22 protein-coding genes and 1 pseudogene are annotated in these 22944 nt (G+C 63.5%); 7 read left to right on the top strand and 16 right to left on the bottom strand.

The window, feature by feature from the left end; genetic code table 11:
* Nucleotides 1–266 precede the first annotated feature (266 nt).
* From NKJ12_RS06905 to NKJ12_RS06840, 14 genes are all read right to left on the bottom strand, one after another.
* Nucleotides 267–896 carry a sarcosine oxidase subunit gamma gene (locus tag NKJ12_RS06905; protein WP_352505312.1) on the bottom strand — a complete coding sequence of 210 codons (630 nt, stop codon included), beginning with the start codon at nt 894–896 and terminating at the stop codon, nt 267–269.
* Nucleotides 889–3870 (bottom strand): sarcosine oxidase subunit alpha, encoded by a 2982-nt coding sequence (locus NKJ12_RS06900; RefSeq protein ID WP_352701743.1) that lies wholly within the window; start codon nt 3868–3870, stop codon nt 889–891. The genes NKJ12_RS06905 and NKJ12_RS06900 overlap by 8 nt, the downstream gene beginning before the upstream one ends.
* A 52-nt stretch (nt 3871–3922) precedes the next feature.
* Nucleotides 3923–4198 (bottom strand): sarcosine oxidase subunit delta, encoded by a 276-nt coding sequence (locus NKJ12_RS06895; protein ID WP_352505310.1) that lies wholly within the window; start codon nt 4196–4198, stop codon nt 3923–3925.
* 17 nt (nt 4199–4215) lie between these two features.
* A complete protein-coding gene (locus NKJ12_RS06890) occupies nt 4216–5469 on the bottom strand; it encodes a sarcosine oxidase subunit beta family protein (RefSeq protein WP_352701740.1) in 1254 nt (417 codons plus the stop codon).
* Nucleotides 5470–5505: 36 nt separating this feature from the next.
* On the bottom strand, nt 5506–6813 hold the full coding sequence (gene glnT / locus NKJ12_RS06885) for a type III glutamate--ammonia ligase (protein ID WP_352476570.1): 1308 nt from the start codon (nt 6811–6813) through the stop codon (nt 5506–5508).
* A 24-nt stretch (nt 6814–6837) separates the two neighbouring features.
* Nucleotides 6838–8166, bottom strand: a complete 1329-nt coding sequence (locus NKJ12_RS06880; protein ID WP_254818691.1) for an FMN-binding glutamate synthase family protein — start codon at nt 8164–8166, stop codon at nt 6838–6840.
* A gap of 6 nt (nt 8167–8172) precedes the next feature.
* Entirely contained in the window at nt 8173–8907 is a 735-nt protein-coding gene (locus NKJ12_RS06875) for a GltB/FmdC/FwdC-like GXGXG domain-containing protein (RefSeq protein WP_352701738.1), read from the bottom strand.
* A 4-nt stretch (nt 8908–8911) separates the two neighbouring features.
* The gene (locus tag NKJ12_RS06870) at nt 8912–9805 is read right to left on the bottom strand and encodes a class II glutamine amidotransferase (protein ID WP_352688715.1); all 894 of its coding nucleotides are present in this window, start codon (nt 9803–9805) and stop codon (nt 8912–8914) included.
* 83 nt (nt 9806–9888) lie between these two features.
* A complete protein-coding gene (locus NKJ12_RS06865; protein ID WP_352688718.1) occupies nt 9889–10221 on the bottom strand; it encodes a hypothetical protein in 333 nt (110 codons plus the stop codon).
* Nucleotides 10218–10898 (bottom strand): hypothetical protein, encoded by a 681-nt coding sequence (locus tag NKJ12_RS06860; protein ID WP_352688721.1) that lies wholly within the window; start codon nt 10896–10898, stop codon nt 10218–10220. Before NKJ12_RS06860 ends, NKJ12_RS06865 begins: the two co-directional genes overlap by 4 nt.
* Before the next feature lie 45 nt (nt 10899–10943).
* Nucleotides 10944–12344, bottom strand: a complete 1401-nt coding sequence (locus NKJ12_RS06855) for an APC family permease (RefSeq protein WP_352701736.1) — start codon at nt 12342–12344, stop codon at nt 10944–10946.
* Nucleotides 12345–12359: 15 nt separating this feature from the next.
* Complete coding sequence (locus tag NKJ12_RS06850) at nt 12360–12521, bottom strand: hypothetical protein (RefSeq protein WP_023673991.1); 162 nt, start codon at nt 12519–12521, stop codon at nt 12360–12362.
* 15 nt (nt 12522–12536) lie between these two features.
* Entirely contained in the window at nt 12537–12914 is a 378-nt protein-coding gene (locus tag NKJ12_RS06845; RefSeq protein ID WP_023673992.1) for a hypothetical protein, read from the bottom strand.
* A gap of 11 nt (nt 12915–12925) precedes the next feature.
* Nucleotides 12926–13213 carry a hypothetical protein gene (locus NKJ12_RS06840; protein ID WP_352701733.1) on the bottom strand — a complete coding sequence of 96 codons (288 nt, stop codon included), beginning with the start codon at nt 13211–13213 and terminating at the stop codon, nt 12926–12928.
* A 253-nt stretch (nt 13214–13466) separates the two neighbouring features.
* Here NKJ12_RS06840 and NKJ12_RS06835 point away from each other — a divergent pair, with 253 nt between their 5' ends.
* The 4 genes and pseudogenes from NKJ12_RS06835 to NKJ12_RS06820 all read left to right on the top strand — a co-directional run bounded on the left by NKJ12_RS06835 (nt 13467) and on the right by NKJ12_RS06820 (nt 17224).
* Complete coding sequence (locus tag NKJ12_RS06835; protein ID WP_352688724.1) at nt 13467–14600, top strand: aminomethyl transferase family protein; 1134 nt, start codon at nt 13467–13469, stop codon at nt 14598–14600.
* Between the two features lie 14 nt (nt 14601–14614).
* Entirely contained in the window at nt 14615–15211 is a 597-nt protein-coding gene (locus NKJ12_RS06830) for a dimethylamine monooxygenase subunit DmmA family protein (RefSeq protein WP_352701731.1), read from the top strand.
* Nucleotides 15208–16174, top strand: a pseudogene (locus NKJ12_RS06825) (PDR/VanB family oxidoreductase). Before NKJ12_RS06830 ends, NKJ12_RS06825 begins: the two are co-directional and overlap by 4 nt.
* A 9-nt stretch (nt 16175–16183) precedes the next feature.
* Entirely contained in the window at nt 16184–17224 is a 1041-nt protein-coding gene (locus NKJ12_RS06820; RefSeq protein WP_352701729.1) for a heme-dependent oxidative N-demethylase family protein, read from the top strand.
* Nucleotides 17225–17275: 51 nt separating this feature from the next.
* Here NKJ12_RS06820 and NKJ12_RS06815 read toward each other — a convergent pair whose 3' ends face one another.
* A complete protein-coding gene (locus NKJ12_RS06815; protein ID WP_352645392.1) occupies nt 17276–17989 on the bottom strand; it encodes a helix-turn-helix domain-containing protein in 714 nt (237 codons plus the stop codon).
* Between the two features lie 250 nt (nt 17990–18239).
* On the opposite strand from NKJ12_RS06815, the gene NKJ12_RS06810 reads away from it, so the two are divergent.
* Complete coding sequence (locus NKJ12_RS06810; protein WP_352701727.1) at nt 18240–19598, top strand: trimethylamine monooxygenase; 1359 nt, start codon at nt 18240–18242, stop codon at nt 19596–19598.
* Nucleotides 19599–19614: 16 nt separating this feature from the next.
* Here NKJ12_RS06810 and NKJ12_RS06805 read toward each other — a convergent pair whose 3' ends face one another.
* Entirely contained in the window at nt 19615–20952 is a 1338-nt protein-coding gene (locus NKJ12_RS06805) for an aminotransferase-like domain-containing protein (protein ID WP_352701725.1), read from the bottom strand.
* Nucleotides 20953–21061: 109 nt separating this feature from the next.
* Between NKJ12_RS06805 and NKJ12_RS06800 the strand changes: the two genes are divergently transcribed.
* Together NKJ12_RS06800 and NKJ12_RS06795 are read left to right on the top strand one after the other, a co-directional pair.
* Nucleotides 21062–22036: a substrate-binding domain-containing protein gene (locus NKJ12_RS06800; protein WP_352701722.1), complete on the top strand. Its 975-nt coding sequence runs from the start codon at nt 21062–21064 to the stop codon at nt 22034–22036.
* A gap of 70 nt (nt 22037–22106) precedes the next feature.
* The gene (locus NKJ12_RS06795) at nt 22107–22937 is read left to right on the top strand and encodes an ABC transporter substrate-binding protein (RefSeq protein ID WP_502905702.1); all 831 of its coding nucleotides are present in this window, start codon (nt 22107–22109) and stop codon (nt 22935–22937) included.
* The last annotated feature ends 7 nt before the right edge of the window (nt 22938–22944 follow it).

Raw genomic sequence — 22944 nt, 5'->3', positions numbered from 1 at the left:
AACCCTGGTTTCGAGAAACAAGTTTGCCTGTGTGTGAAATTGTTTTAGCGGGAAGAATAGGGCAGAAGAGCCGGAGTTGGCAAGGTGAAGGTGGAGCGCGCGCCTCTTCCTTCTCCCCTTGTGGGAGAAGGTGTCGCCGAAGGCGACGGATGAGGGGTGTTCCAGGGAACGCCAGCCTCTCACTCCGCTGGAACGCCCCTCATCCGTCTCGGCGCTGCGCGCCGATCCACCTTCTCCCACAAGGGGAAAAGGAAGGCGCGCCAAGGCTATGCCAACCCCTCGCTGTGGCTGATCTCGACGCCATGCTCGGCGGCAGCGTCGAGCATCGTGTGCCACAGGCTTTCCGCGAATGTCGCGAACACCAGAAGATTGAACACCGCCTGCCCATCCGGCCGGTCATTGCCACGCCAGAGATTGATACTGGTGTGATCGACCGCGGTCGCCGCAGCGGTGCCGGCCGGGAACGCCGCCGGGTGCAGGTCTAGTGACAACAATTTCGCCAACATCGAGCGCGCCTTGGCTCCCGAGACGCTGATCAAGGCGCGCTCATGCGACTGATCGGAAAGCGAGGCGGACTGCGAGAACGCCTGGCTCAGCTTCTCCATCGCGTGAATGCCGCCCTTCGACAAGACGAGGAACTGATCCGGTCCCGACCAGATCAGCGTGGCGTCGGGAACTCGGACCGTGTTGGGCGCATTCGGGGCGGCAACGCCGAAGCGGGTTTCGGCAGCCTTCGCCAGTTCTGCCGCCTTGCCGCGCCGCGCCATCACCTGGATCAGGTCGAAATTGCGGATCTCGGTGAGCGATACGCCGGCCGCCGTGCCGCGCGCGCCGTAGCCGCCGACAACAAGCGCTTTCTCCAGCGGACTGCGGGCAATCCAGGAAAACTCAGCCACGCTGGCGCCCTCCATCCGGATCGTAGAAGACAGGACTGCAGAGCTCGACATCGTAATCTTCGCCACGCAGCGGATCGTGCGCATGGACGATCTCGCCGATGCGCTCGCGGCCGCGCTCGACCAGCCCAAGCCCGATCCACTGGTCGAGCATCGGCGAAAAGCAGACCGAGGTGACATAGCCCTGGTCATTGTCGGGACCGGGCGTCTCGCCCTTCGGGATAATATGCGCGCCGGAACGCAGGCGGCGCGTCTTGTCGACCGGCTTGATGCCGACGACGACCTGGCGGTCCGGCGCGACCAGCGCCTCGCGCCCGGCCATGACGCGGCCGATGAAGTCTTTCTTGGTCGACATCATCTTGCCGAGGCCGAGGTCGGCGGCGGTCGTCGTGCCGTTCAACTCCGGTCCGGCGACATGGCCCTTTTCGATGCGCATGACGCCGAGCGCCTCGGTGCCGTAGGGCGTAACCCCGAATGGCTTGCCGGCCAGCATCAAATTGCGCACCAGCGCGTCGCCATAGCGGGCGGGAACCGAAATCTCGAACGCCATTTCGCCGGAGAAGGAGATGCGGAACAGCCGCGCTCTGATGCCACCGCGCAACGCGACTTCGCGCGCCCCCATGAACGGGAAACCTTCGTTCGACAAATCCTCGGATTCATCAACGACCTGTTTCAGCAACTCCCGCGCGCTCGGCCCGGCGATCGAGAATTGCGCCCACTGGTCGGAGACCGAGGTCAACTGCACGTCGAATTCCGGGAATAGCACCTGCCGGCAGAATTCGAGATGCTGCATCACCAGCCCGGCCTTGGCGGTGGTGGTGGTCAGGAAATAATGGTCCTCGGCGAGCCGCGACGTCGTGCCGTCGTCATAGACGATGCCGTCCTCGCGCAGCATCAGCCCGTAGCGGGCTTTTCCGACGGCAAGATTGGAGAAAGTGTTGATGTAGACGCGGTCGAGGAAAGCGCCGGCATCCGGGCCGTGCACGTCGATCTTGCCGAGCGTCGAGACGTCGCAGAAGCCAACGCCTGAGCGCACCGCCTTGACCTCGCGCGTCACCGATTCCAGCCAGTCCTTTTCGCCGGCGCGCGGATACCATTGCGCCCGCTTCCACAGGCCGGTGTCGACGAACACCGCGCCCTGTTCGGCTGCCCAGTGATGCGACGGCGTCAGTCGTGTCGCGTGGAAGTTTTCGTCGCGATGATGGCCGGCGAAGGCGCCGATGGCGACCGGCACATAGGGCGGGCGGTAGATCGTCGTGCCGGTCTCGGGAATGGACTTGCCTGACAACGCAGCCATGATGGCGAGGCCGGCGACATTCGAGGTCTTGCCCTGGTCGGTGGCCATGCCGAGCGTCGTGTAGCGCTTGAGATGCTCGACCGATTCAAAACCTTCCCGCTGCGCCAGTTCGATGTCGGACGCGGTGACATCGTGCTGGTAGTCGACAAAGGCCTTGCCCTTGCCGGCGACGTGCCAGAGCGGGGTCAGCGAAAAGGCTTCTTCGTCGGCGACCGGCGGCGTGCCGGCATTACCGCCGCGGCCGGCGCTTTGTGCTGCTGCGGATCCGGCGGCAAAGCCCTGGCGCAGGCACTCGCCAAGTTCGAAGGCGCCGTTGGCGGCGCCGGCGGCCACCATGCCGGGCGGCGCGCCGTCCGGCACGAAGGCTGCGATATCGTCCTGCCATTTCGGCCGGCCGCGATGATAGGAGGTCAGCCCGACCGCCGGATTCCAGCCGCCCGAGACGGCTAGCCCGTCGGCCTCGACCTCGGCGCGCGCCCCACCAGTGAGCGATACCACGATTTTCCGGACCCCGTCCTTGCCGCCTTCGACCCCGCTGACCGAGCCGTTGAGCACGGCGAAGCCGGTCTTTGCGGCAAGCGCGCGATGCGCGGCGGAGACATCCGGGCGCGCATCGATGACCGCCGCGACCTGCAACCCGGCGGCAAGCGCGGTCTCTACGGTGCGCCAGCCATCCTCATTATTGGTGAACAGCGCGATCCTCTTTGCAGGGGTAACCGCGTAGCGCGCGACATAGGTCCGCATTGCCGAAGCCATCATCACGCCGGGCGTGTCGTTGCCGGCAAAGACAATCGGCCGCTCTATGGCGCCGGCGGCGACGACGCAGCGCTTGGCCACGATCCGCCACAGCCGCTGGCGCACCTGGTGCTCGGGCGGCGAGGGCAGGTGGTCGTTGACCCGCTCGATGGCGCCATATGTGCCGCCATCATAGACGCCGAACAATGTCGTGCGGGTCATGATGCGGACGTCGGGCACTGCGGCGAGTTCGGCCAGCGTGCGCGTAATCCATTCGGCCGCCGGCGCGCCGTCGATCATGCCGCCGTCGGCAAGCAGGCGGCCGCCAAGCGCAAAATCTTCCTCGCACAGGATGACGCGGGCGCCGCCGCGCCCGGCCGCCAGTGCCGCAGCCAGCCCGGCCGGGCCGGACCCGGCAATCAGCACGTCGCAATGCGCCCACGCCTTGTCGTAATGGTCGGGATCGGCGATGCCTGCAGCGCGACCGAGGCCAGCGGCGCGGCGGATCGCCGGCTCGTAGACCGCTTCCCAGAATTTCGCCGGCCACATGAACGTCTTGTAGTAAAAGCCGGCGACGAAGATCGGCGCCAACAGCTGGTTGACCGCCATCAGATCATGGCGCAGCGACGGCCAGCGGTTCTGGCTGGCCGCTTCCAGACCGTCATAAAGCTCGGCCGTGGTCGCCCTAGTGTTGGGCTCGCGTCGCGCTCCACTGCGCAGTTCGACCAGCGCGTTGGGCTCCTCCGAACCAGCGGTCAGGATGCCGCGTGGGCGATGGTATTTGAACGAGCGGCCGACCAGCTTGACGCCATTGGCGATCAGCGCCGAGGCCAGCGTGTCGCCTTGGAAGCCGGCAAAGCTCTTGCCGTCGAAGCGGAAGCCCAGTGGCGCGGCGCGATCGATGAGACCGCCTGATACGAGACGATAGGGCTGGCTGGAGGTCACGATCGCCCGCCTTCCGTCGCTGTGGCCTGATGAGCGCTGACCTGGACAGAATTCATCTTGCAGCCTGCTTCGCACCAACGCCGGCCGCCGGCTCGACGGAGGAAATCTCATGCGTAAGCGTGTTGCGGGCGACCTTCAGCCAGGCCCGGCAGCCGCCGCCATGGTACCAGTATTCGCTCATCGGCCCGGCGATGTTGTCGCGCAGATAGACGTAGTCGAACACCTCGTCTTCGGAGGCGCCGGCTGCCGGGCGCGCCGGCTTGGCGTCGCCGAGATAGGTGAATTCGCCGAGTTCGCGTTCGCCGCAGAAGGGACAGACAATGCGCATGCTTCTTCAGCCAGCCTTCAATGCAGGTTCGGTTGGGCGCCCTGGCCCTTTTCGTCGATCATCGCACCTCGCCGAAAGCGGTCGAGGCGGAAGCGGGCAGCCTCCTTGTGCGGCTCGTCGCGCGCCAGCAGATGGGCAAAGACCAGGCCGGAGCCGGGCGTCGCCTTGAAGCCGCCATAGCACCAGCCGGCGTTGAGATAGAGCCCGTCGACCGGTGTCTTGTCGATGATCGGCGAGCCGTCCATCGACATGTCCATGATGCCGCCCCACTGACGCAGAAGCCGTATCCGGCCGATCATCGGCATCAGCGCCATGCCGCCGTCGCAGACATCTTCCATGACAGGCAGATTGCCGCGCTGGGCGTAGGAATTGTAGCCGTCTATATCGCCGCCGAAGACCAGCCCGCCCTTGTCGGACTGGCTGACGTAGAAATGGCCGGCGCCGAAGGTCATGACATTGGGGATCAGCGGCTTGATCGCCTCGGAGACGAAGGCCTGCAGCACATGGCTTTCGATCGGCAGCCGCATGCCGGCCATCGCCGCGACGCGCGACGAGGAGCCGGCGACCGCCATGCCGACCTTGGCGGCACCGATCCTGCCGCGCGATGTCTCGACGCCGGTCACCTTGCCGCTGCCGTCGCGAACAAAGCCGGTCACCTCGCAATTCTGAATGATGTCGATGCCGAGTGCGCTCGCCGCACGCGCATAGCCCCAGACCACGGCGTCGTGCCTTGCCGTGCCGCCGCGTCGCTGCAAAAGCCCGCCCTGCACCGGAAAGCGCGCATTGTCGAAGTTCAGGAACGGCATCATCTTCCTGACCGCGGCGAGGTCGAGCAGTTCGGCATCGATGCCGTTGATGCGCATGGTGTTGCCGCGCCGTGCGTAGGCGTCGCGCTGCGCGTCGGAATGGTAGAGGTTGATGACGCCGCGCTGGCTGACCATGGTGTTGTAGTTGAGGTCCTGCTCCATGCGCTCCCAGAGCTTCATCGAAAGCTCGTAGAACCCTGTATTGCCTGGCAGCCCGTAATTGGAACGGATGATGGTGGTGTTGCGGCCGGCATTGCCGGAGCCGATCCAGCCTTTTTCCAGCACGGCGACATTTCTGATGCCGTATTCGCTGGCGAGGAACCACGCCGTCGCCAGGCCATGGCCGCCGCCGCCGATGATCACCACGTCGTAGTGGCTCTTCGGGGTGGCGTCGCGCCAGGTGCGCTGCCAGTTCTTATGGCCGGAAAATGCCGCCCGGGCGAGGGAGAAGATCGAGTATTTCATGAACCTGTTTCGCGCCGGGCGTGCAACAATTCCGGATCAGATGTCGAGCGTGTGGTCGCGCTCCCACTGGGTGAAGTGGGAAGCATAGGAATTCCATTCCTGCTGCTTGAGCTTTAGATACGCCGACGAGAATTCCTCACCCAGCGCCGCCTTGAGCGATTTGTCGTTGTCGAACTCGCGCAACGCGTCGAGCAGGTTGAGGGGCAGCTTCGGCGCGCCCTCGACCGTATGGCCGAACTGGTACATGTCGATGTCGTAGCGCCGGCCGGGATCGGCCTTCGAGCGGACACCGTCAAGGCCGGCCGCGATGATGACGGCCTGCAGCAGATAGGGGTTTGCCGCGCCGTCCGGCAGGCGCAGCTCGAACCGGCCTGGCCCAGGCACGCGCACCATGTGGGTGCGGTTGTTGCCGGTCCAGGTCACGGTGTTCGGCGCCCAGGTAGCGCCGGAGATGGTGCGCGGTGCGTTGATGCGCTTGTAGGAATTGACCGTCGGGTTGGTGATCGCGGCAAGGGCGGAAGCATGTTTCATGATGCCGCCGAGGAAATTCCGGCCCTTTGCCGACAGGCCGAGCTCCATCGCATTATCGGCAAAGACATTGGTCTTGCCGTCCCTGTCCCACACCGAGATATGCGCATGGCAGCCATTGCCGGTCAGGCCCTGGAAGGGTTTAGGCATGAAGGTTGCGCGCAGGCCGTGCTTTTCGGCGACCGATTTCACCATGAATTTGAAGAAGGAATGCTTGTCGGCGGTCGCCAGCGCATCGTCGAAGGCCCAGTTCATCTCGAACTGGCCGTTGGCGTCCTCGTGGTCGTTCTGGTAGGCGCCCCAGCCGAGCGCCAGCATGTGGTCGCAGATCTCGGCGATCACGTCGTAGCGGCGCATCACCGCCTGCTGGTCGTAGCAGGGCTTCGACGCCGTATCGTATTCGTCGGAAATCGTCTTGCCATCCGGCGAGATCAGGAAGAATTCGGCCTCGACGCCGGTCTTGATGTGCATGCCGTCGCCAGCGGCCTCGGCGATCAACCGCTTCAGCGTGTTGCGCGGCGCCTGCTCGACCGATTTGTCGTCCATGATGCAGTTGGCGGCAACCCAGGCGACCTCCGGCTTCCAAGGCAACTGGATCACCGAGGCCGGATCTGGCACCGCCAGCATGTCGGGATGCGCCGGCGTCAGGTCGAGCCAGGTGGCAAAGCCGGCAAAGCCGGCACCGTCCCGCTGCATGTCGGCGATCGCCTGCGCCGGCACCAGCTTGGCGCGTTGCCCACCGAACAGGTCGGTGTAGGATATCATGAAATATTTGACGCCCTTTTCCTTGGCGAAGGCGGCGAGATCGTTCCCCATTATAGTTCCTCGCTTTGGTTTGTTTTAGAAGCCGTTCTTGCCCGGTATCCAATTGGTGCCGGCCAGCGGCACGCCGGCCATGGCTGCGGCTTCGATCGTCAAGGCCACAAGATCCTCGGGCTCGAGATTGTGCAGGCTATTCTTGCCGCAGGCGCGGGCGATTGTCTGAGCCTCAAGTGTCATCACCTTAAGATAATTAGCCAGCCGTCGTCCGGCCGCAATCGGATCGACCCGTTTCATTAGCTCGGGATCCTGCGTGGTGATGCCGGCCGGGTCGCGTCCCTCATGCCAGTCGTCATAGGCGCCGGCGGTGGTGCCGAGCTCGTTGTATTCCGCTTCCCAGCGCGGATCATTGTCGCCGAGCGCGACAAGCGCTGCCGTGCCGATCGACACCGCATCGACGCCGAGCGCCAGGGCCTTGGCGACGTCGGCCCCGTTGCGTATGCCGCCCGAGACGATCAGCTGCACCTTGCGGTGCATGCCGAGATCCTGCAGCGCCTGCACCGCCGGCCTGATGCAGGCAAGCGTCGGCTGGCCGACGTTCTCGATGAACACTTCCTGGGTTGCCGCGGTGCCGCCCTGCATGCCGTCGACGACGACGACATCGGCGCCGGCCTTTACCGCAAGGGCTGTATCGTAATAGGGCCGGGCGCCGCCGACCTTGACGTAGATCGGCTTTTCCCAGTCGGTGATTTCGCGCAGTTCCAGGATCTTGATCTCGAGATCGTCCGGCCCGGTCCAGTCGGGGTGGCGCGAGGCCGAGCGCTGGTCGATGCCTTTCGGCAGCGTGCGCATTTCGGCGACGCGGTCGGAGATCTTCTGGCCGAGCAGCATGCCGCCGCCGCCTGGCTTGGCGCCCTGGCCGACGACAACCTCGATCGCGTCGGCACGGCGCAGATCGCGCGGGTTCATGCCATAGCGCGACGGCAGATACTGGTAGACCAGTGTCTTCGAATGGCCGCGCTCTTCCTCGGTCATGCCGCCGTCGCCGGTCGTCGTCGAGGTGCCGGACAGCGTCGCGCCGCGGCCGAGCGCTTCCTTCGCCGGCCCGGACAGCGAGCCAAAGCTCATGCCGGCAATGGTGATCGGGATTTTCAATTCGATCGGTTTTTTTGCATAGCGCGAGCCGAGCACGACGCTGGTGTCGCAGCGCTCGCGATAGCCTTCGAGCGGATAGCGCGAGATCGAAGCACCGAGGAACAGAAGGTCATCGAAATGCGGCAGCTTGCGCTTGGCGCCGGCGCCGCGGATATCGTAGATGCCGGTCGCCGCGGCGCGACGGATCTCGGAAAGCGTGTAGTCGTCGAAGGTCGCGGATTTGCGCGGCGTCGTCGGCGGGTTGCGATAGGTCATTGAGCCTCAATACGCGTCGGCGTTGTCGATATTGAAATTGTAGAGGGTACGAGCCGAGCCATAACGCTTGAACTCCGCCGCCTTGACGCCGGTCACGCCGGCGCGGTCGAGTAAGCCTTGCAGCAATTCGAGATGCTCGGGCAGCATCTCCTTGGCGATGCAGTCGGCGCCGAGGCTTTCGACCTTGCCGCGCACGAAAAGCCGCGCCTCGTAGATGGAATCGCCGAGCGCATCGCCGGCATCGCCCAGCACCACCAGATTGCCGGACTGCGCCATGAAGGCCGACATGTGGCCGATATTGCCATGGACGACGATGTCGATGCCTTTCATCGAAATGCCGCAACGCGATGACGCGTTGCCTTCGATGACGAGCAGCCCGCCGCGGCCGGTGGCGCCGGCATACTGGCTGGCATCGCCTTTGACGACGATCTGGCCGGACATCATGTTTTCGCCGACGCCGGGCCCGGCCGAGCCATGCACGGTGATGGTGCCGCCGTCGTTCATGCCGCCGCAATAATAGCCGACGCTGCCGCGCACATCGATGGCGACCGGCTGGTCGACGCCGACGGCAACCGAATGGCTGCCTCGCGGGTGGAGCACCTCCCAGGCAGTCTCGTTCGAACCGGGCGCCAGATCGTGCAGCGCCTGGTTGAGCTCGCGCAGCGACATTTCGGCCAGGTCGAAGACCCGTGACGCATGGCCCGGCTCGCGAACCGCCTTGGAGAGGTTGATTGCCGGCATTGGTTCAATGCTCCCAGAAATAGACGGTTGCGGGCTCGGGTTCCCAGACCTTCGCATTGTCTATGCCGGGCAGTTTGGTGAGCGCACGATATTCCGAGCCGAAGGCGACATACTGGTCGGTTTCGGCCATCACGGCGGGCTTGCAGGCGATGGGGTCGCGCACCACGCCGAAGCCGTTCTTGGTGCCGACGACGAAGGTGAAAAAGCCGTCGAGATCGCTCAGCGTGCCTTCCAGCGCCTCGCCCAGATTCTTGCCATGCGCCATCTGCGAGGAGAGATAGGCGGCAGCGACCTCGGTGTCGTTCTCGGTCTCGAACGTCATGCCTTCACGGATCAGTTCGCGGCGGACATTGTTGTGGTTGGACAGCGAGCCATTATGCACCAGGCACTGGTCGGCGCCGGTCGAGAACGGATGCGCGCCCATCGTCGTCACCGCCGATTCGGTCGCCATGCGGGTATGGCCGATGCCGTGCGTGCCGGTCATCTCGCGGACGCCGAAACGGCCGACGACTGCTTCCGGCAAGCCGACTTCCTTGTAGATCTCGACGACGTCGCCGGCGCCCATGATGCGGATGTCGGGGCGCAGCGTCTGGATCGCCTCGCGCGCTTCGTCGATCTTGGCAGGCATCGTCCGGACCACGGCATGCGTCGACTTCGCAGCAATGCTCACCGGCGCGCCGATTGCCTTGGCGAGTTCGGCGTCGAGGCCGCCGAAATCGCGCTCCGGCTTGGCCGACTGGATGGTGATCTTGGCTTCACTGGAGGGCGCGCCATAGATGGCGATGCCGGCGCTGTCGGGACCGCGATCGCTGAGCGAGATCAGCATCTCCGACAGCATCGCGCCAAGCTGGGGCTCGAGCGACTTGTCCTTCAAAAACAGTCCGACGATTCCGCACATGTCAGGCTCCGCGAGTTTGTTCCTCCGAGATGTATCGAATGAGTCCCGGGAATTCAATTGGCATGAAAAAAATTTTCCTGTCGTTATATATCGGTTGAGGCGCCGTCGGCCGCACTATCGCTGCGCTGGCCGCCATTGTGAACCCATTTGGCATAGCGGATGCGGGCGATCTTGTAGGCATCCAGGATCGACAGGGCATAGATCAGGACGCCGCCGGCATGGCGGCCGATGAAGCTGGCATCGGGCGGCGCGATCTTGGCGGTGACCCAGGCCAGGACCACCATGAAGAACAGGAATTGCAGGCCGCGCACCGGCACGCCGAGCACGACATGCCCGCTCGCCGGCAAAACGATCGCAGCGCCCAGAACCAGATAGGGGCTCGGTGGTGCGGGGGAGGTGGTGATCTGGCTGGTCATGCCGCCTGCCGTTCGCTTTGATTGATGGCATCGCGCAGCGCCGAAGCCGACGACAGCAGCCTCTCGATCAGCCCCGGATCGAGCCTGACCGTGCCGAATTCGGCTTGCCGGAATACGCCGTAGCGCGCCCGCTCGGCCTCGGCCAGCAGCCAGACGATGCGCACGCCGTTTGGTGTGATCAGCAGTTCCTTGGCGCGCTCCTCGGCAAAGATATCGAGGTGGTCGGCGATGACGGCTTCGGGGAAGCGCACGCCCTTGCGGTCGCTCCGCAGCACCGCCTCGGCTGGAAATCCGGCGGCCTTCGGCAGTGTCTGGACGAGATGATCGAAATTGGAAAACGTCGTCGGCGATCCCGGCCGCATCATCATGTCGAAAGTGCCTGGCACCGCGACCTTTTCGGTGATCGAAACGCTCAGCCAGCGCGCCGGCAGCTTCCTTATCGCCAGCGTGTCGACGATGGTCCGCACCTGCACCCGCCGGCCGTTCCACGAGCCGGCGAAGGTGACGACTCCGGCGGCGCCGTCCGAGATGTTTGCCACGTCGGGGATGATATCGCGAAGCCCCGCTTCGTCGGCGGCAAGCGCAGTCGAAGCCTTGGCGCGGCTGGCGCGCGCAAGCCAGGCTATGTGGAGGACGAGAGCCAGGGCAACCGCCCCGGCGAGCAATGCTGAGATCACCTAGCGCACCTCGTCACGCAAATGCCCGCCCAGACCGGCGCGCCGTCAGTACCCCTGCGGCTTCGGCCACGGCATGGTGAACTGGGCACCACGGCGTACGAATTTGTAGCGGTAGAAGTGGAACCACAGCGAGATCAGGAAGTAGAAGGCGACCATGGCGATCAGCTGCGAGCCGAAGCCGAGGAAGATCGCAAAGAAGGTGACCACGCAAAGGCAGAACAAGACGATCGCCGGCAGCGGATGGAAGGGATGGGTGTAGCCGCGGCGGATCGAGCCGAGCGGCCACTTCTTCCTGAACATGATGATGTTGATGCTCATGAAGGTGTATTGCAGCACGCCCGACAGGATCGAGAAGGTGATCGCCTGGTTGAGGTCGGCGATGAAGGCAAAGGCGAGCGCGATCGGCAGCAGGAACAGGATCGAGCGATAGGGCGTGCGGTATTTCGGATGCACCGCCGAGAACCAGGTCGGCAGATAGCGGTCGCGGCCGAGCGAGAACCAGGCGCGCGCGGCGTCGTTGATGCAGCCATTGGCGGAAGCAAGTGCAGCAAGCAGCGTCGCGATGAACAACAGGTTCTCGAGCAGCGCACTGCCGGTCAGTTTGCCTGCGTCCCACAGCGGATAATAGGTGATGCCGAGATATTCCCAGGGCATCAGCGAGGCGCAGACATACCAGGTCATCGCGGCCGCGATCAGAAGCGTGATCATGCCGGCCATCGTGCCGTAAGGCAGCGAGCGCGCCGGCGAGCGAACTTCCTCGGCGGCCTGCGTGGTGCCTTCGATGCCGAGATAGTACCAGATGCCGAACTGGAAGGCGGCGATGACGCCGATCCAGCCATAGGGCAGGGCGTTGCCGGGGGTGACCAACTCGTTCAGCTTGAGCACGGCGCCTTGGGTCCACGGGCTGACCGAGAAGAACAGGATGACGATCGAGACATAGGCGATGGCGGTGATGACGAAGTTTACGTTGAGCGTCATCAGCACGCCGCGATAGTTCAGCCATGCCAGCACGACGATGGTCGCGGCGATGAAGGAATTGTGGTTGAGGCCCTCGACGCCGGCCTTGGCGACAATGGTGTCGCCAAGCAGGATCGCGTCCGACACTTCGAGCATGGTATAGGCAAAGACCAGGAAAAGCGCGACGTTGAAGGCCATCAGCGGCCCGACAATGTGCTTGGCCTGGGCATATTGGCCGCCGGCGGCGGCAACCGTCGAGGTGACTTCGGAATCGATCATCGCGACCGAGGTGTAGAGCAGTCCGACGATCCAGCAGACGATCAGCGCCGCCAGCGCGCCGCCCTTGTCCGCCGCGAAATTCCAGCCGGTGAATTCGCCGACCAGAACGATGCCGACACCGAGCGCCCAGACATGAGCGGGGCCGAGCACCCTGAGCAGTGAGACCCTGTCGCCTTGCGCTTGCACCGCTGGTTCAGCCGTGATCGTCATCGTTCAATCCCCCACTCAGATCCGGTGTTTTTCGGACACGGCTTCAAGCTCGCCTTCCCTGGACGAGGTCAGCATCTCTTCGGAATAGGTCGTGTCGATCTTGAACCAGTCGTAGAGCATCCACAGCGCGAGCACGATCGAGATGCCCCAGCATGCGTAAGAGAGTGCCACCCACATGACGATGCTTCCTATCTATTTGTCGCCGAACTTTTCGTCGATGACGTCGCGGTATTCGCGGTCAGATGCGCGGAACAGAAAGATGAAATAGCCAATCAGCACCGCGGCCATGATGATCAGCGTCGGCCAGTCGATGATGTAGTGGAACCGGTTCTGGATGATGTCGTGCGCGGTTTCCGGCGTGTAGCCGAGCTTTTCCCAGATCGAGGCCATGGTCGGGTTCTGGCCGAGCGCTTCCCACGTCTTGGCGTCGAGCGCGTCGATGGATTTTGCCGCCCCTGCCAGGCCTAGTTTCAGCGGCAGCCACAGCGCGACGAAAATCGCGACCACGACGACGGCGATATCGAAAACCTGTCCGGCCTTGCTCTGTTCGGGCGGTGTATAGCGGGCCATGCGTCTCCCCCTCAGGACTTGCGGTTGCGGTAGGCGTCGGCATTCTTGATGTCGAGGCCGTAGATGAAGTCCTTGTCTTCCTTGTAGTGATCGACCATCGCCAGGATGGCGGCCGTGTTGAAGATCAGCACGGCGGCCGCGGCGACCGCGACGACGAGCTTGATGCCGGCATCGGGGATGTATGGCCATGTCATGAACAGGACGAAAAGGATCGTCGCCCATAGGCAGACGATCAGGAGCACCGATCCACGAAGGTCGGAACGGTACAGGGCTTCAATGCGCTGCTGCATGTCGGACATCGGTTCCCCTCCATCGCTCTCTTTCAAGAGAGTGAAATTTTTTTCATAAATTCAAGCCGAATTCCGCAATTGTCAAGACGATTTTACGCAACGTTAACCGTTTGTTTGATCCGCCGAATTTTGCCTGACAATGAAATTATTTGCTTGCGGGTATTGCAGGCTCCCGGCGTTTGCGATCAATATTCGGGCAACGCTCCCGCCGCTGTGCAGGAGCAGGGGAAAGCAAACGTTTTTCGAAACGGAGGACAAGCGGATGACGGCATCCTGGAGATTTTCGGCGCTTGCGGACCGCCATCGCGCGCTCGGCTCGAAGCTCGAGGACTGGAGCGGCATGGGCACCGCCTGGACCTACGACAAGGACGCCGACGAAGAGTATATCGCCATCCGCACCAAGGCCGGCCTGATGGACGTGTCCGGCTTGAAGAAGATCCACATCACCGGGCCGCACGCCTCGCACCTGATCGACCTGGCGACGACGCGCGACGTCGAAAAGATCTATCCCGGCAAGTCGGCCTATGCCTGCATGCTCAACGAGGCCGGCAAGTTCACCGACGACTGCATCCTCTACCGCACCGGCCCGAATTCCTGGATGGTCGTGCATGGCTCGGGCACCGGCCATGAAGAGCTGCAGCGCGCTTCCGTCGGTCGCGACGTGTCGCTGCGCTTCGACGACAATCTGCACGACCTTTCGCTGCAGGGGCCGCTAGCCGTGGATTATCTGGCAAAGCATGTGCCCGGCATTCGCGACCTCAACTATTTCCACCACGTGCAGACGCAGTTGTTCGGCTTTCCGGTGATGATCTCGCGCACCGGCTACACCGGCGAGCGCGGCTACGAGATCTTCTGCCGTGGCCAGGACGCCGGCACGATCTGGGACAGGATTCTCGATGAGGGCAAGAGCGCCGGCATCATCCCGTGCCGCTTCACCACGCTCGACATGCTGCGCGTCGAGAGCTACCTGTTGTTTTACCCCTACGATAATTCGCAGAAATATCCGTTCGAGAATGAGGGGCCCGGCGACACGCTGTGGGAGCTTGGTCTCGACTTCACCGTCAGCCCCGGCAAGACGGGCTTTCGCGGTGCCGAGGAGCACTACCGCCTCAAGGGCAAGGAGCGCTTCAAGATATTCGGCGTGCTGCTCGAAGGCAGGGAGCCGGCCGACGAGGGCGCACCGGTCTATCGCGACGGCAAGAAGGTCGGCGTGGTGACCTGCGCCATGTATTCGCCGCTGGCCAGGAAATCGATGGGCATCGCCCGGCTCGACGTCGACTGCGCGGTCCAGGGCACCAGGCTCGAGATCCGCAACAAGAGCGGCGCCATCAGCGCAACCGCCGAGCCGCTTCCGTTCGACGATCCGAAGAAGACCAAGCGCACGGCGAAAGGCTGAGGCATACTGCGGGTATGGCAGCGAAAAGCATCATCAGCCGCCCGGTCTATGGGATCCTGTCTCCGCAGCCCGGCAAGCACCATCTTTTCGTAGCGGACGCAGAGGGAGCGCTGGCGATTGCCGATCTGGCCGCCAAGGCACCGGCGGATTTCTTCGGCGGCGCCCACATCATCTTCATTCCCGGCCGCGACGGTAAATATGCCGAGGCGCTCGAAGCACTGAAGCCGGCGCAGCTCTACCTCGGCCATTCCTTCGCCAGTGCCCTGCCGCGGCTGAAGCAGACGCTGGCCAACGCCCATATGGGCCTCAGGCTCTACCTTGCCGGCACCGAAGGGCTGATCGGCCAGGCCATGCAGGCGGCGCTCGAAGCCGGCATCGACCACACCTCGATCCAGACCGAGCATCGCGGCTCGCTGGCGCGCCGCATGCAGTGCGTCCATTGCAAGGGCATCACCGAGAACGTGACGACGCAGCCGGCAACCTGTTCGCATTGCGGCCTGCTGCTTCTGGTGCGCGACCACTATTCGCGGCGCCTCGCCGCCTTCCAGGGCGTCTGCATCAACGCCGAGGACCGCAGCGAAATTCCTCCGATCGAGGAGGTCTTTCGATGAGCACCGGCACCACCAGACTCGATGTCGTCGTCAGCGATGTCGTCCCGATCAACGAGTTGGTGACGCGCTTTCATTTCCGCAGGCGCGACGGCCAGCTTTTTCCGACCTTTTCCGGCGGCGCCCATGTCGTCGTCGAGATGCGCGATGGCGAACGCACCAGGCTCAATCCCTATTCGCTGATGGGCTCGCCGCTCGACACCCGCGAATACACCATCTCGGTGCGCCGCGACGACGCCGGCCGCGGCGGCTCGCTGTTCATGCACAGGCAGGTCAGGCCGGGCAGGGAGATGGTGGTCAGCTACCCCGTCAATCTGTTCTCGCTCGATCTTCGGGCCAGGAAGCATCTGATGCTGGCCGGTGGCATCGGCATCACCCCGTTTATGGCGCAGACCGCGCAGCTGGCGGCGCAAGGCGGCAATTTCGAATTGCATTACACCTGCCGCACCGCCTCGCTCGGCACCTATGCCGACCTGCTGAGAGAGCGCTACGACCGCCGGGTCAGGCTCTATCACGACGACCGCGACGAGCGCGTCGATCTCGACCGGCTGTTGTCGTCGCAGCCGCTCGGCACCCATCTCTATGTCTGCGGGCCCGTCCGGCATGATCGGCTGGGTGCGCGAACGCGCCGCTGCCCTCGGCTGGCCGCCAGAGACCGTGCATTTCGAGCATTTCGCTGCACCCCAGCCCGGCGCGCCGTTCGACGTGACGCTGGCCCTCAGCGGCAAGACGATCCGCGTCGATGAGCAGCAGAGCCTGCTCGAGGCGATCGAGGCCGCCGGCGTCGATCCGCCCTATCTCTGCCGCGGCGGCGTCTGCGGCCAGTGCGAAACCAACGTCATCGCGCATGACGGCAAATTCATCCACAACGATCACTGGCTGAGCGAGGAAGAGCATCGATCCTGCAAGAAGATCATGCCCTGCGTTTCGCGCTTCGAGGGCAGGTCGTTGGTCCTGGAAAGATAGGAGGCGAGCTTGGGAATCACCTTTCGCAAGGAAACATTCCGCGACGACTTCACCTTCAGGAACAGCCCCGAACACATCAGGCGGTTTCCCTTCCCCTTCCACGAAGACAGCTACATGTATGCGGTCAATATCGAGCCGCATGTTCTGGGGCCGAAGGGGAGCGTGCTCGAAAACCTGATCGACGTCGACGAGCACTATGTCGCCGAGATGCAGGACCGCGCACTGGTGCTGGCCGAGGATCCGCTGCGCTGCCAGTCGCTGCCACATATGACACTGGCCGGCTGGGACCTGCTCGAACTCCTGATGGAGCAGCAGGCGCTGGGCTATCCCGAGCATTTCACGCTGATCCGCGACGGCGATCGCTGGCGCTGGATCAACCGGCCGCTCGGCATCGACGACAGCTTCACCTTCGGCGACGTCTCGACGCTGCCCTATGGGCCGATGGAATATATCACCCGCCAGAGCCAGGGCGATTTCTGCATTCTCGACCAGCGCGACGGCAATCTGTGGATGGATGCCGGCATGGTCACCACCCAGGCCGACTGGTCGCTCGATTTCGACATCGGCATGAACTTCTTCGAATGGCACGCGCCGGTGCCGCTGGCGCATGAGAAGGGGATCTTCGTCCGGGCGCTGAAATTCCTCACCAACATCCAGCAGGGTAAGCCGGCGCGCCGTCTGAACTGGACGATGACCATCAATCCGCGCCTCGACACCAGCCCGGAAAATTACCACAAATGGGGTCCGGACCGCGCCACGGTGACGCCGGAAAACGTCGGCGAAAAAGTGCATCTGCGCGTCGAGCTGCAGAGTTTCTGGCGGCTGCCCCGCTCGAACGCGATCGTCTTCCCTATCCGCTGTTACCTCATCAAGATGGACGAACTGGTGACGCAGCCGAAATGGGCACGCCGCCTGCACCGCGTCATCCGCGACCTGCCAGACGAACTCGCCAATTACAAGGGCCTGACGCGTTATCGGCCGACGCTGGTCGAATGGCTGTCGAAATTGGATGATGGCAGCCCGACATCGCCGGGCTTCGGGCCGGAGTAAAGCTACCCGCGAAGCTGCTAATCTCCCCCACGAGGGGGGAGATTGGCCAACTCACCCCGCGCTCTGCGGGTAGCAGATGATCGACAGATAGCGCATCGGCAGAACGCTCAGCACTTCCGGTCCGTGCGGCGCATCGGCGTCGAAGAACAGGCTGTCGCCGGGCTTCATCGGGTAGAGATTGCTGCCATGCCGGTAAACCACTTCGCCTTCGAGCATATAGAGGAATTCCATGCCTTCATGCTGGAAGGTCGGGAACACGTCGGAATCCTCGGTCAGCGTGATCAGATAGGGTTCGACGACGACGCCGCTGGTGTTGGAGCCGATATGGCCGAGCAAATTGTACTGGTGGCCGGCGCGCGTGCCGCGGCGTTCGACGTCGAGGCCTTCGCCGGCCTTGACGAAGACGGCACTGCGCTCCTCCTCGAAACGGCGGAAGAAGGCGGTGACGGGAACGCCGAGCGCCCGCGACAGCGCCTGCAACGTGGTCAGCGATGGCGAGGTGATGCCGTTCTCGATCTTCGACAGCATGCCGAGCGAAATGTCGGTGGCGGCAGCCAGATCGGCGACGGTGATGCCGAGCTTTTTGCGGAATGCCCGCACCTCGCGGCCGATCGCGACCTCAAGCACTTTTTCGCGGGTGTCGCGAATGGCGTGCGGGTTCTGGGTGAGCGGCACGCGTATCTTGCGCGGCTCGATCGCGGCGGGTTTGGCTTTGCCCGCCGCGGCGCCGGCATCTTGCTTCAGATTGGACGCTCTTTTCGCCATTTCGCCACCCCGGACCTTGCCGATTCATTTCACTCACGGTGAACATATTCGGTGCCGATACAGAAGCGCAACTCTCACGGCAAGCCGAATTGCGCAATGACCGGATTTCGCCCGAGCTTCCACGTCGTTTAGAAATCCAACTCGGCGAAGCGCGGTTTCGCGACAAGCCCTGTTGACAGCATCGAAGGGGCAATTACTGTCCTGTCAGTGAAATTTGTTTCGTTAGAGAAATGAGATCGGGAGGCCCGCAATGAAAGATCGTGTTGCCGTCATTGGAGCCGGGCCGTCCGGCATGGCCCAACTCCGGGCCTTCAAGTCGGCCGCCGACAAGGGCGCCGATATTCCCGAGATCGTCTGCTTCGAAAAGCAGTCCGACTGGGGCGGTCTGTGGAATTACACCTGGCGCACCGGCCTCGACGAGCACGGCGACCCGGTGCATGGCTCGATGTACCGTTACCTCTGGTCGAACGGCCCGAAGGAATGCCTCGAATTCGCCGACTACACGTTCGAGGAGCATTTCGGCCGGCCGATCGGCTCCTACCCGCCGCGTGCCGTGCTGTGGGACTACATCAAGGGCCGCGTCGAAAAATCCGGCGTGCGCCAATGGGTGCGCTTCAACAGCCCGGTGCGGATGGTCACCTTCTCCGACACGACGAAAAAATTCACCGTCACCGCGCATGACCGCACCAACGACGTCACCTATTCGGAAGAGTTCGACAATGTCGTCGTCGCCTCGGGGCATTTTTCCGTGCCCAACGTTCCCTATTTCGAGGGCTTCTCGACTTTCAATGGTCGCATCCTGCACAGCCACGATTTCCGCGACGCGATGGAATTCAAGGGCAAGGATATCTTGATCATCGGCCGCTCCTATTCGGCCGAGGACATCGGCTCGCAATGCTACAAATACGGCGCCAAATCGATAACCTCGAGCTACCGCTCGAAGCCGATGGGCTTCAAATGGCCGGAGAACTGGAAGGAAGTGCCGCTGCTGCAGAAGGTCGTCGGCAAGACCGCGCATTTCAAGGATGGCAGCACCAAAGACGTCGACGCCATCATCCTGTGCACCGGCTATCTCCATTCCTTCCCGTTCCTCACCGAGGATTTGAAGCTGAAGACCGCCAACCGCATGTGGCCGGACGGGCTCTACGAGGGCGTCGTCTGGGAGAAGAACCCGAAGCTTTTCTATATCGGCATGCAGGACCAGTTCTACACCTTCAACATGTTCGACGCGCAGGCCTGGTTCGCCCGCGACGTCATCATGGGTCGCATCAAGCTGCCGTCGGCCGAAGCGATGGCGGAGCACGGCCGGAAATGGCGGGCACGCGAGGAGACGCTGGAAGACGCCGAGCAGATGATCTGGTTCCAGGGCGACTACACCCGAGAGCTGATGGAGCAGACCGACTATCCGGGCTTCGACGTCGAGGCCGTCAATCGGACCTTCATGGAGTGGGAGCACCACAAGGCGGAAGACATTATGGGCTTCCGCGACCATGCCTACCGCTCGCTGATGACCGGCACGATGGCGCCGCTGCACCATACGCCGTGGCTGCAGGCGATGGACGATTCGATGGAGAGCTATCTCGAGGTGAAGGGCGTGGCGGCGGAGTAGCAGTGATTGCCTTGCCTCAGACAACTTCCCGCGCCGGGTCGGCTGCCAGCGCCAGGGAATTTGCGACGTGCTCGAGGTGCTCCTCGTCCAGAATGCTGGTCGCGACGCGGACAGCGTTCGTTTTTCCCGTCGAAAACTTCGCTCCGGCATGGACCGCGATGCCGTGGGCGGCCAGCGTGACCATCGCGTAAGGTTCCGAAGCAACCGGAATGAGGACGCTGAGACCGTGCCCGGCGTCGATATCGACATTGCGTTTGGCCAGTTCGCAGGCGAGCCGTTCGCGGCGGCGGCGGTAGACCTGCTTCGCCCGCTCCACCAGGGCGGCCGTGGCCGGGTCTTGCAGCAGCCAGGCGGTGGCCGCCTGCAGGATGCGGCTGGTCCATCCCGAGCTGAAGCTGCGGTAGGACTGGATCTGCTCGACGATCGTCGCCGATCCGGACAGGACGGCGAGCCGCAGGTCCGGGCCGTGGGTCTTGGAATAGGACAGGATATGGACGACGCGATCGGGAAAACGCCGACCCAGCGAAATGCGCGGCGCCGAGGCAATATCGCCAACGCCGTCATCTTCGACAATCAGCACGTCGGTACCGGCGAGCAGGTCGCCGATGACTTCCAGCCGCGCCGGCGACATGCAGGCGCCGGTCACCGAATGGACGCGCGGCTGGAACAGGAACGCCACCGGTCGCTGCCGCAGTGCGCTGGCGAGCGCGTCCGGCAGGGGGCCCTCACCGTCGCAATCTACCGGAATGATCGGTACGTCGAGATCTTCGAGGATGTCGAGCAGGCGAAGCGCCGTCGGGTTCTCGATGGCCACCGGCGCTCCCGGCGGGACCAGCGCATGCAGCAAGGTGTAGATGGCGTTGTAACCGCCATTGGTGGCCAGGAACGCACCGGGATCGTACGGCCATGACGGGCGCACTGCGGCCTCCAGCTCGGGCAGGATACGCACCCGCTCGTAACTGTTGAGCTTTTCGGCGCGCGCACCATGCGCCAGCGCGATGTCGAGCGGCGGCAAGAGCCTCACATCGGGCTCCGCGATCGCCAGGTTCAGAACATCCTGTCCGTAATTGCCGCCGCTCATGTGGCGCTCGGGCCGCGCGGCAAAGCGGTTGCCCATGATCCAGGTGCCGTTGCGTCCGCGGCCGCCGATGATCTTGTAGCGCCGCAACTCGCTCCACGCCTGCGAGACCGTCGCCGGGCTGACGCCGAGCACATAGGCCAGATCGCGCACCGGCGGAAGTTTCGCGCCGACCGGCAGCGCGCCGCTTCTGATCAGCGCACTGGTCTCGCGCGCGATGCCGCGCATCGTGCGGTCGCCAAGGCGTTCAGCGAACCATCCTGCATCGAAATCCATCGGCACCCGCGACCATTAAAGCTAATGTTCAATAACATAATAACATTTGATCGGCCAAAATTAAACATTTACCAATCGCCGGTCAAACATAGCGTTGAAGTTCATGCCGATGCCCGTTTCCATCACTGTAGCCACCCGCGATTGGGACTATCTCACCCCTTTGGTGCTGGGTGACGTCACTTCGAGCCGCTTGTCGGTGAAGGTTGATCGCGTCGCCACGCTCATTCCGGACCTCGGTACCGATCCGAACTACGATGCGGCGGAGGTCTCGTTCAGCCGTTATGTGTCGGCCATGGCTTCGGGCGTCGATACGGTGGTTGGACTACCGTGTTTCATTATGCGCGGCTTTCGCCATCGCTGTATCATCACGGTCGAGGCCAGTCCGCTGGAGCAGCTTTCCGACCTTGCCGGCAAACGCATCGGCGTCACCGGCTGGCGCGATTCCGGCAACACGTGGACGCGCGGGGCGCTTCGCCGGGAGGGCGTCGGCATCGAGGATGCGTATTGGTTTGCCGGCCGGTTGACATCCGAGCACCCGATCGCCGACCGCCTCGACGGATTCGGCAGGCCGGGGCGCATCGAAGCAGCACCGGGCGAGCGCCCGATGATGGAGCTGCTGGCGCAAGGCGAGCTCGACGCCGTTTTCACGCCCTTCATGCCGGACGGCTTTTTCGGCCCGGCTTCCGGCTTCCGGCAAGTGCTGCGCGATTTTCGCGCGGCCGAACGCGCCTATTTCGCCGACGTCGGTTATGTGCCGGGCATGCATCTGGTCGCCGTCAAGGCTGCAATGGCCAGGGAACATCCCTGGCTGCCGCAGGAACTCGCCAGGCTGATCGACGAAAGCCAGCGCGTCTGGACGGCAAAGCGCCGAAAATATGCCGACACCTCGCCGTGGGTCCTCGAGGAGCTGCTTCATGCGGGGCGCGACCTGCCTGCCTCCTGGAACGCCAGCGGCCTGCCTGCCAACCGGCGCATGATCGAGGATTTCGTCACCGAGCTCCATGCCCAGGGCATTCTGACGGAACCGATTTCCGCCGAAGCCTTGTTTCCTTTCGAGGCCAGGTCGCGGGCCACCGCAGCCTGACAACGCAACGAAGAACACGAAGGAGAATGCCATGAGGACAATCAGCTTCATATTCGCCTCGCTCGTCGCCATGCTGGCGCAGGCCAGCTTTGCCCAGGACGTCCAAAAGCAATCGGTGAACGAAGACTTGCGCGCCCTGCTGCCGGAAGAGATCCGCACGGCGGGAAAGATCACGGCTGTCAACAACGGCTCGTTCCCGCCCTATGAGATCGTCACTGGCACCGAACTGACAGGGGCGACCAAGGACATTTCGGACGCTATAGGCCAGCTGCTCGGCGTCGAGGTCGACCATGCCTCGGTCGCCGGCCTGCCGGCTTTGCTGAGCGGCATCAACGCCGGCCGCTATCAGTTCGCGATGGGGCCTGTCGGCGACTATCCCGACCGCCAGAAGTCCAACGACTTCATCGATTGGGTGCGCGAATACGTCGTCTTCGCCGTCGAGAAGGGCAACCCGCAAGGCATCACCTCGCTCGACACCGCGTGCGGCAAGCGCATTGCCGTGATGTCGGGTGGCTCGGCCGAAAAGGTCATCAAGCAACAGGCGCAGAAATGCACCGAGGGCGGCAAGCCGGCCGTCGAGGTGCAATCCTTCACCGACCAGCCAAGCTCGATACTGGCCGTCCGGTCGAAGCGCTCCGACGCATTCTTCTCCTCGCAGGCGCCGCTGACCTATTTCGTCGAGCAGGCGAAGGGCCAGCTGGAACTCGCCGGGGTCGGCCAGGCCAACGGCTTCAAGGACATCTACCAAGGCGCCGTCGTCAAGAAGGGTTCGCCGCTGGGCGGCGTGCTGCTCGACGCCTTCAAGATCCTGATGAAGAACGGCACCTACGCCGCGGTGATGAAGAAGTGGGGCCTCGAGAAGAACATGATCGACGCGCCCGGCATCAACCAGGGCCAGTAGAGGCTGC

The sequence above is a fragment of the Mesorhizobium sp. M0195 genome, from assembly GCF_040322115.1.
In the GTDB taxonomy this organism is placed as follows: Bacteria; Pseudomonadota; Alphaproteobacteria; order Rhizobiales; family Rhizobiaceae; genus Mesorhizobium.
The sequence above is the reverse complement of the archived record's forward strand: the minus strand, read 5'-3'. Positions and strand labels throughout refer to the sequence as shown.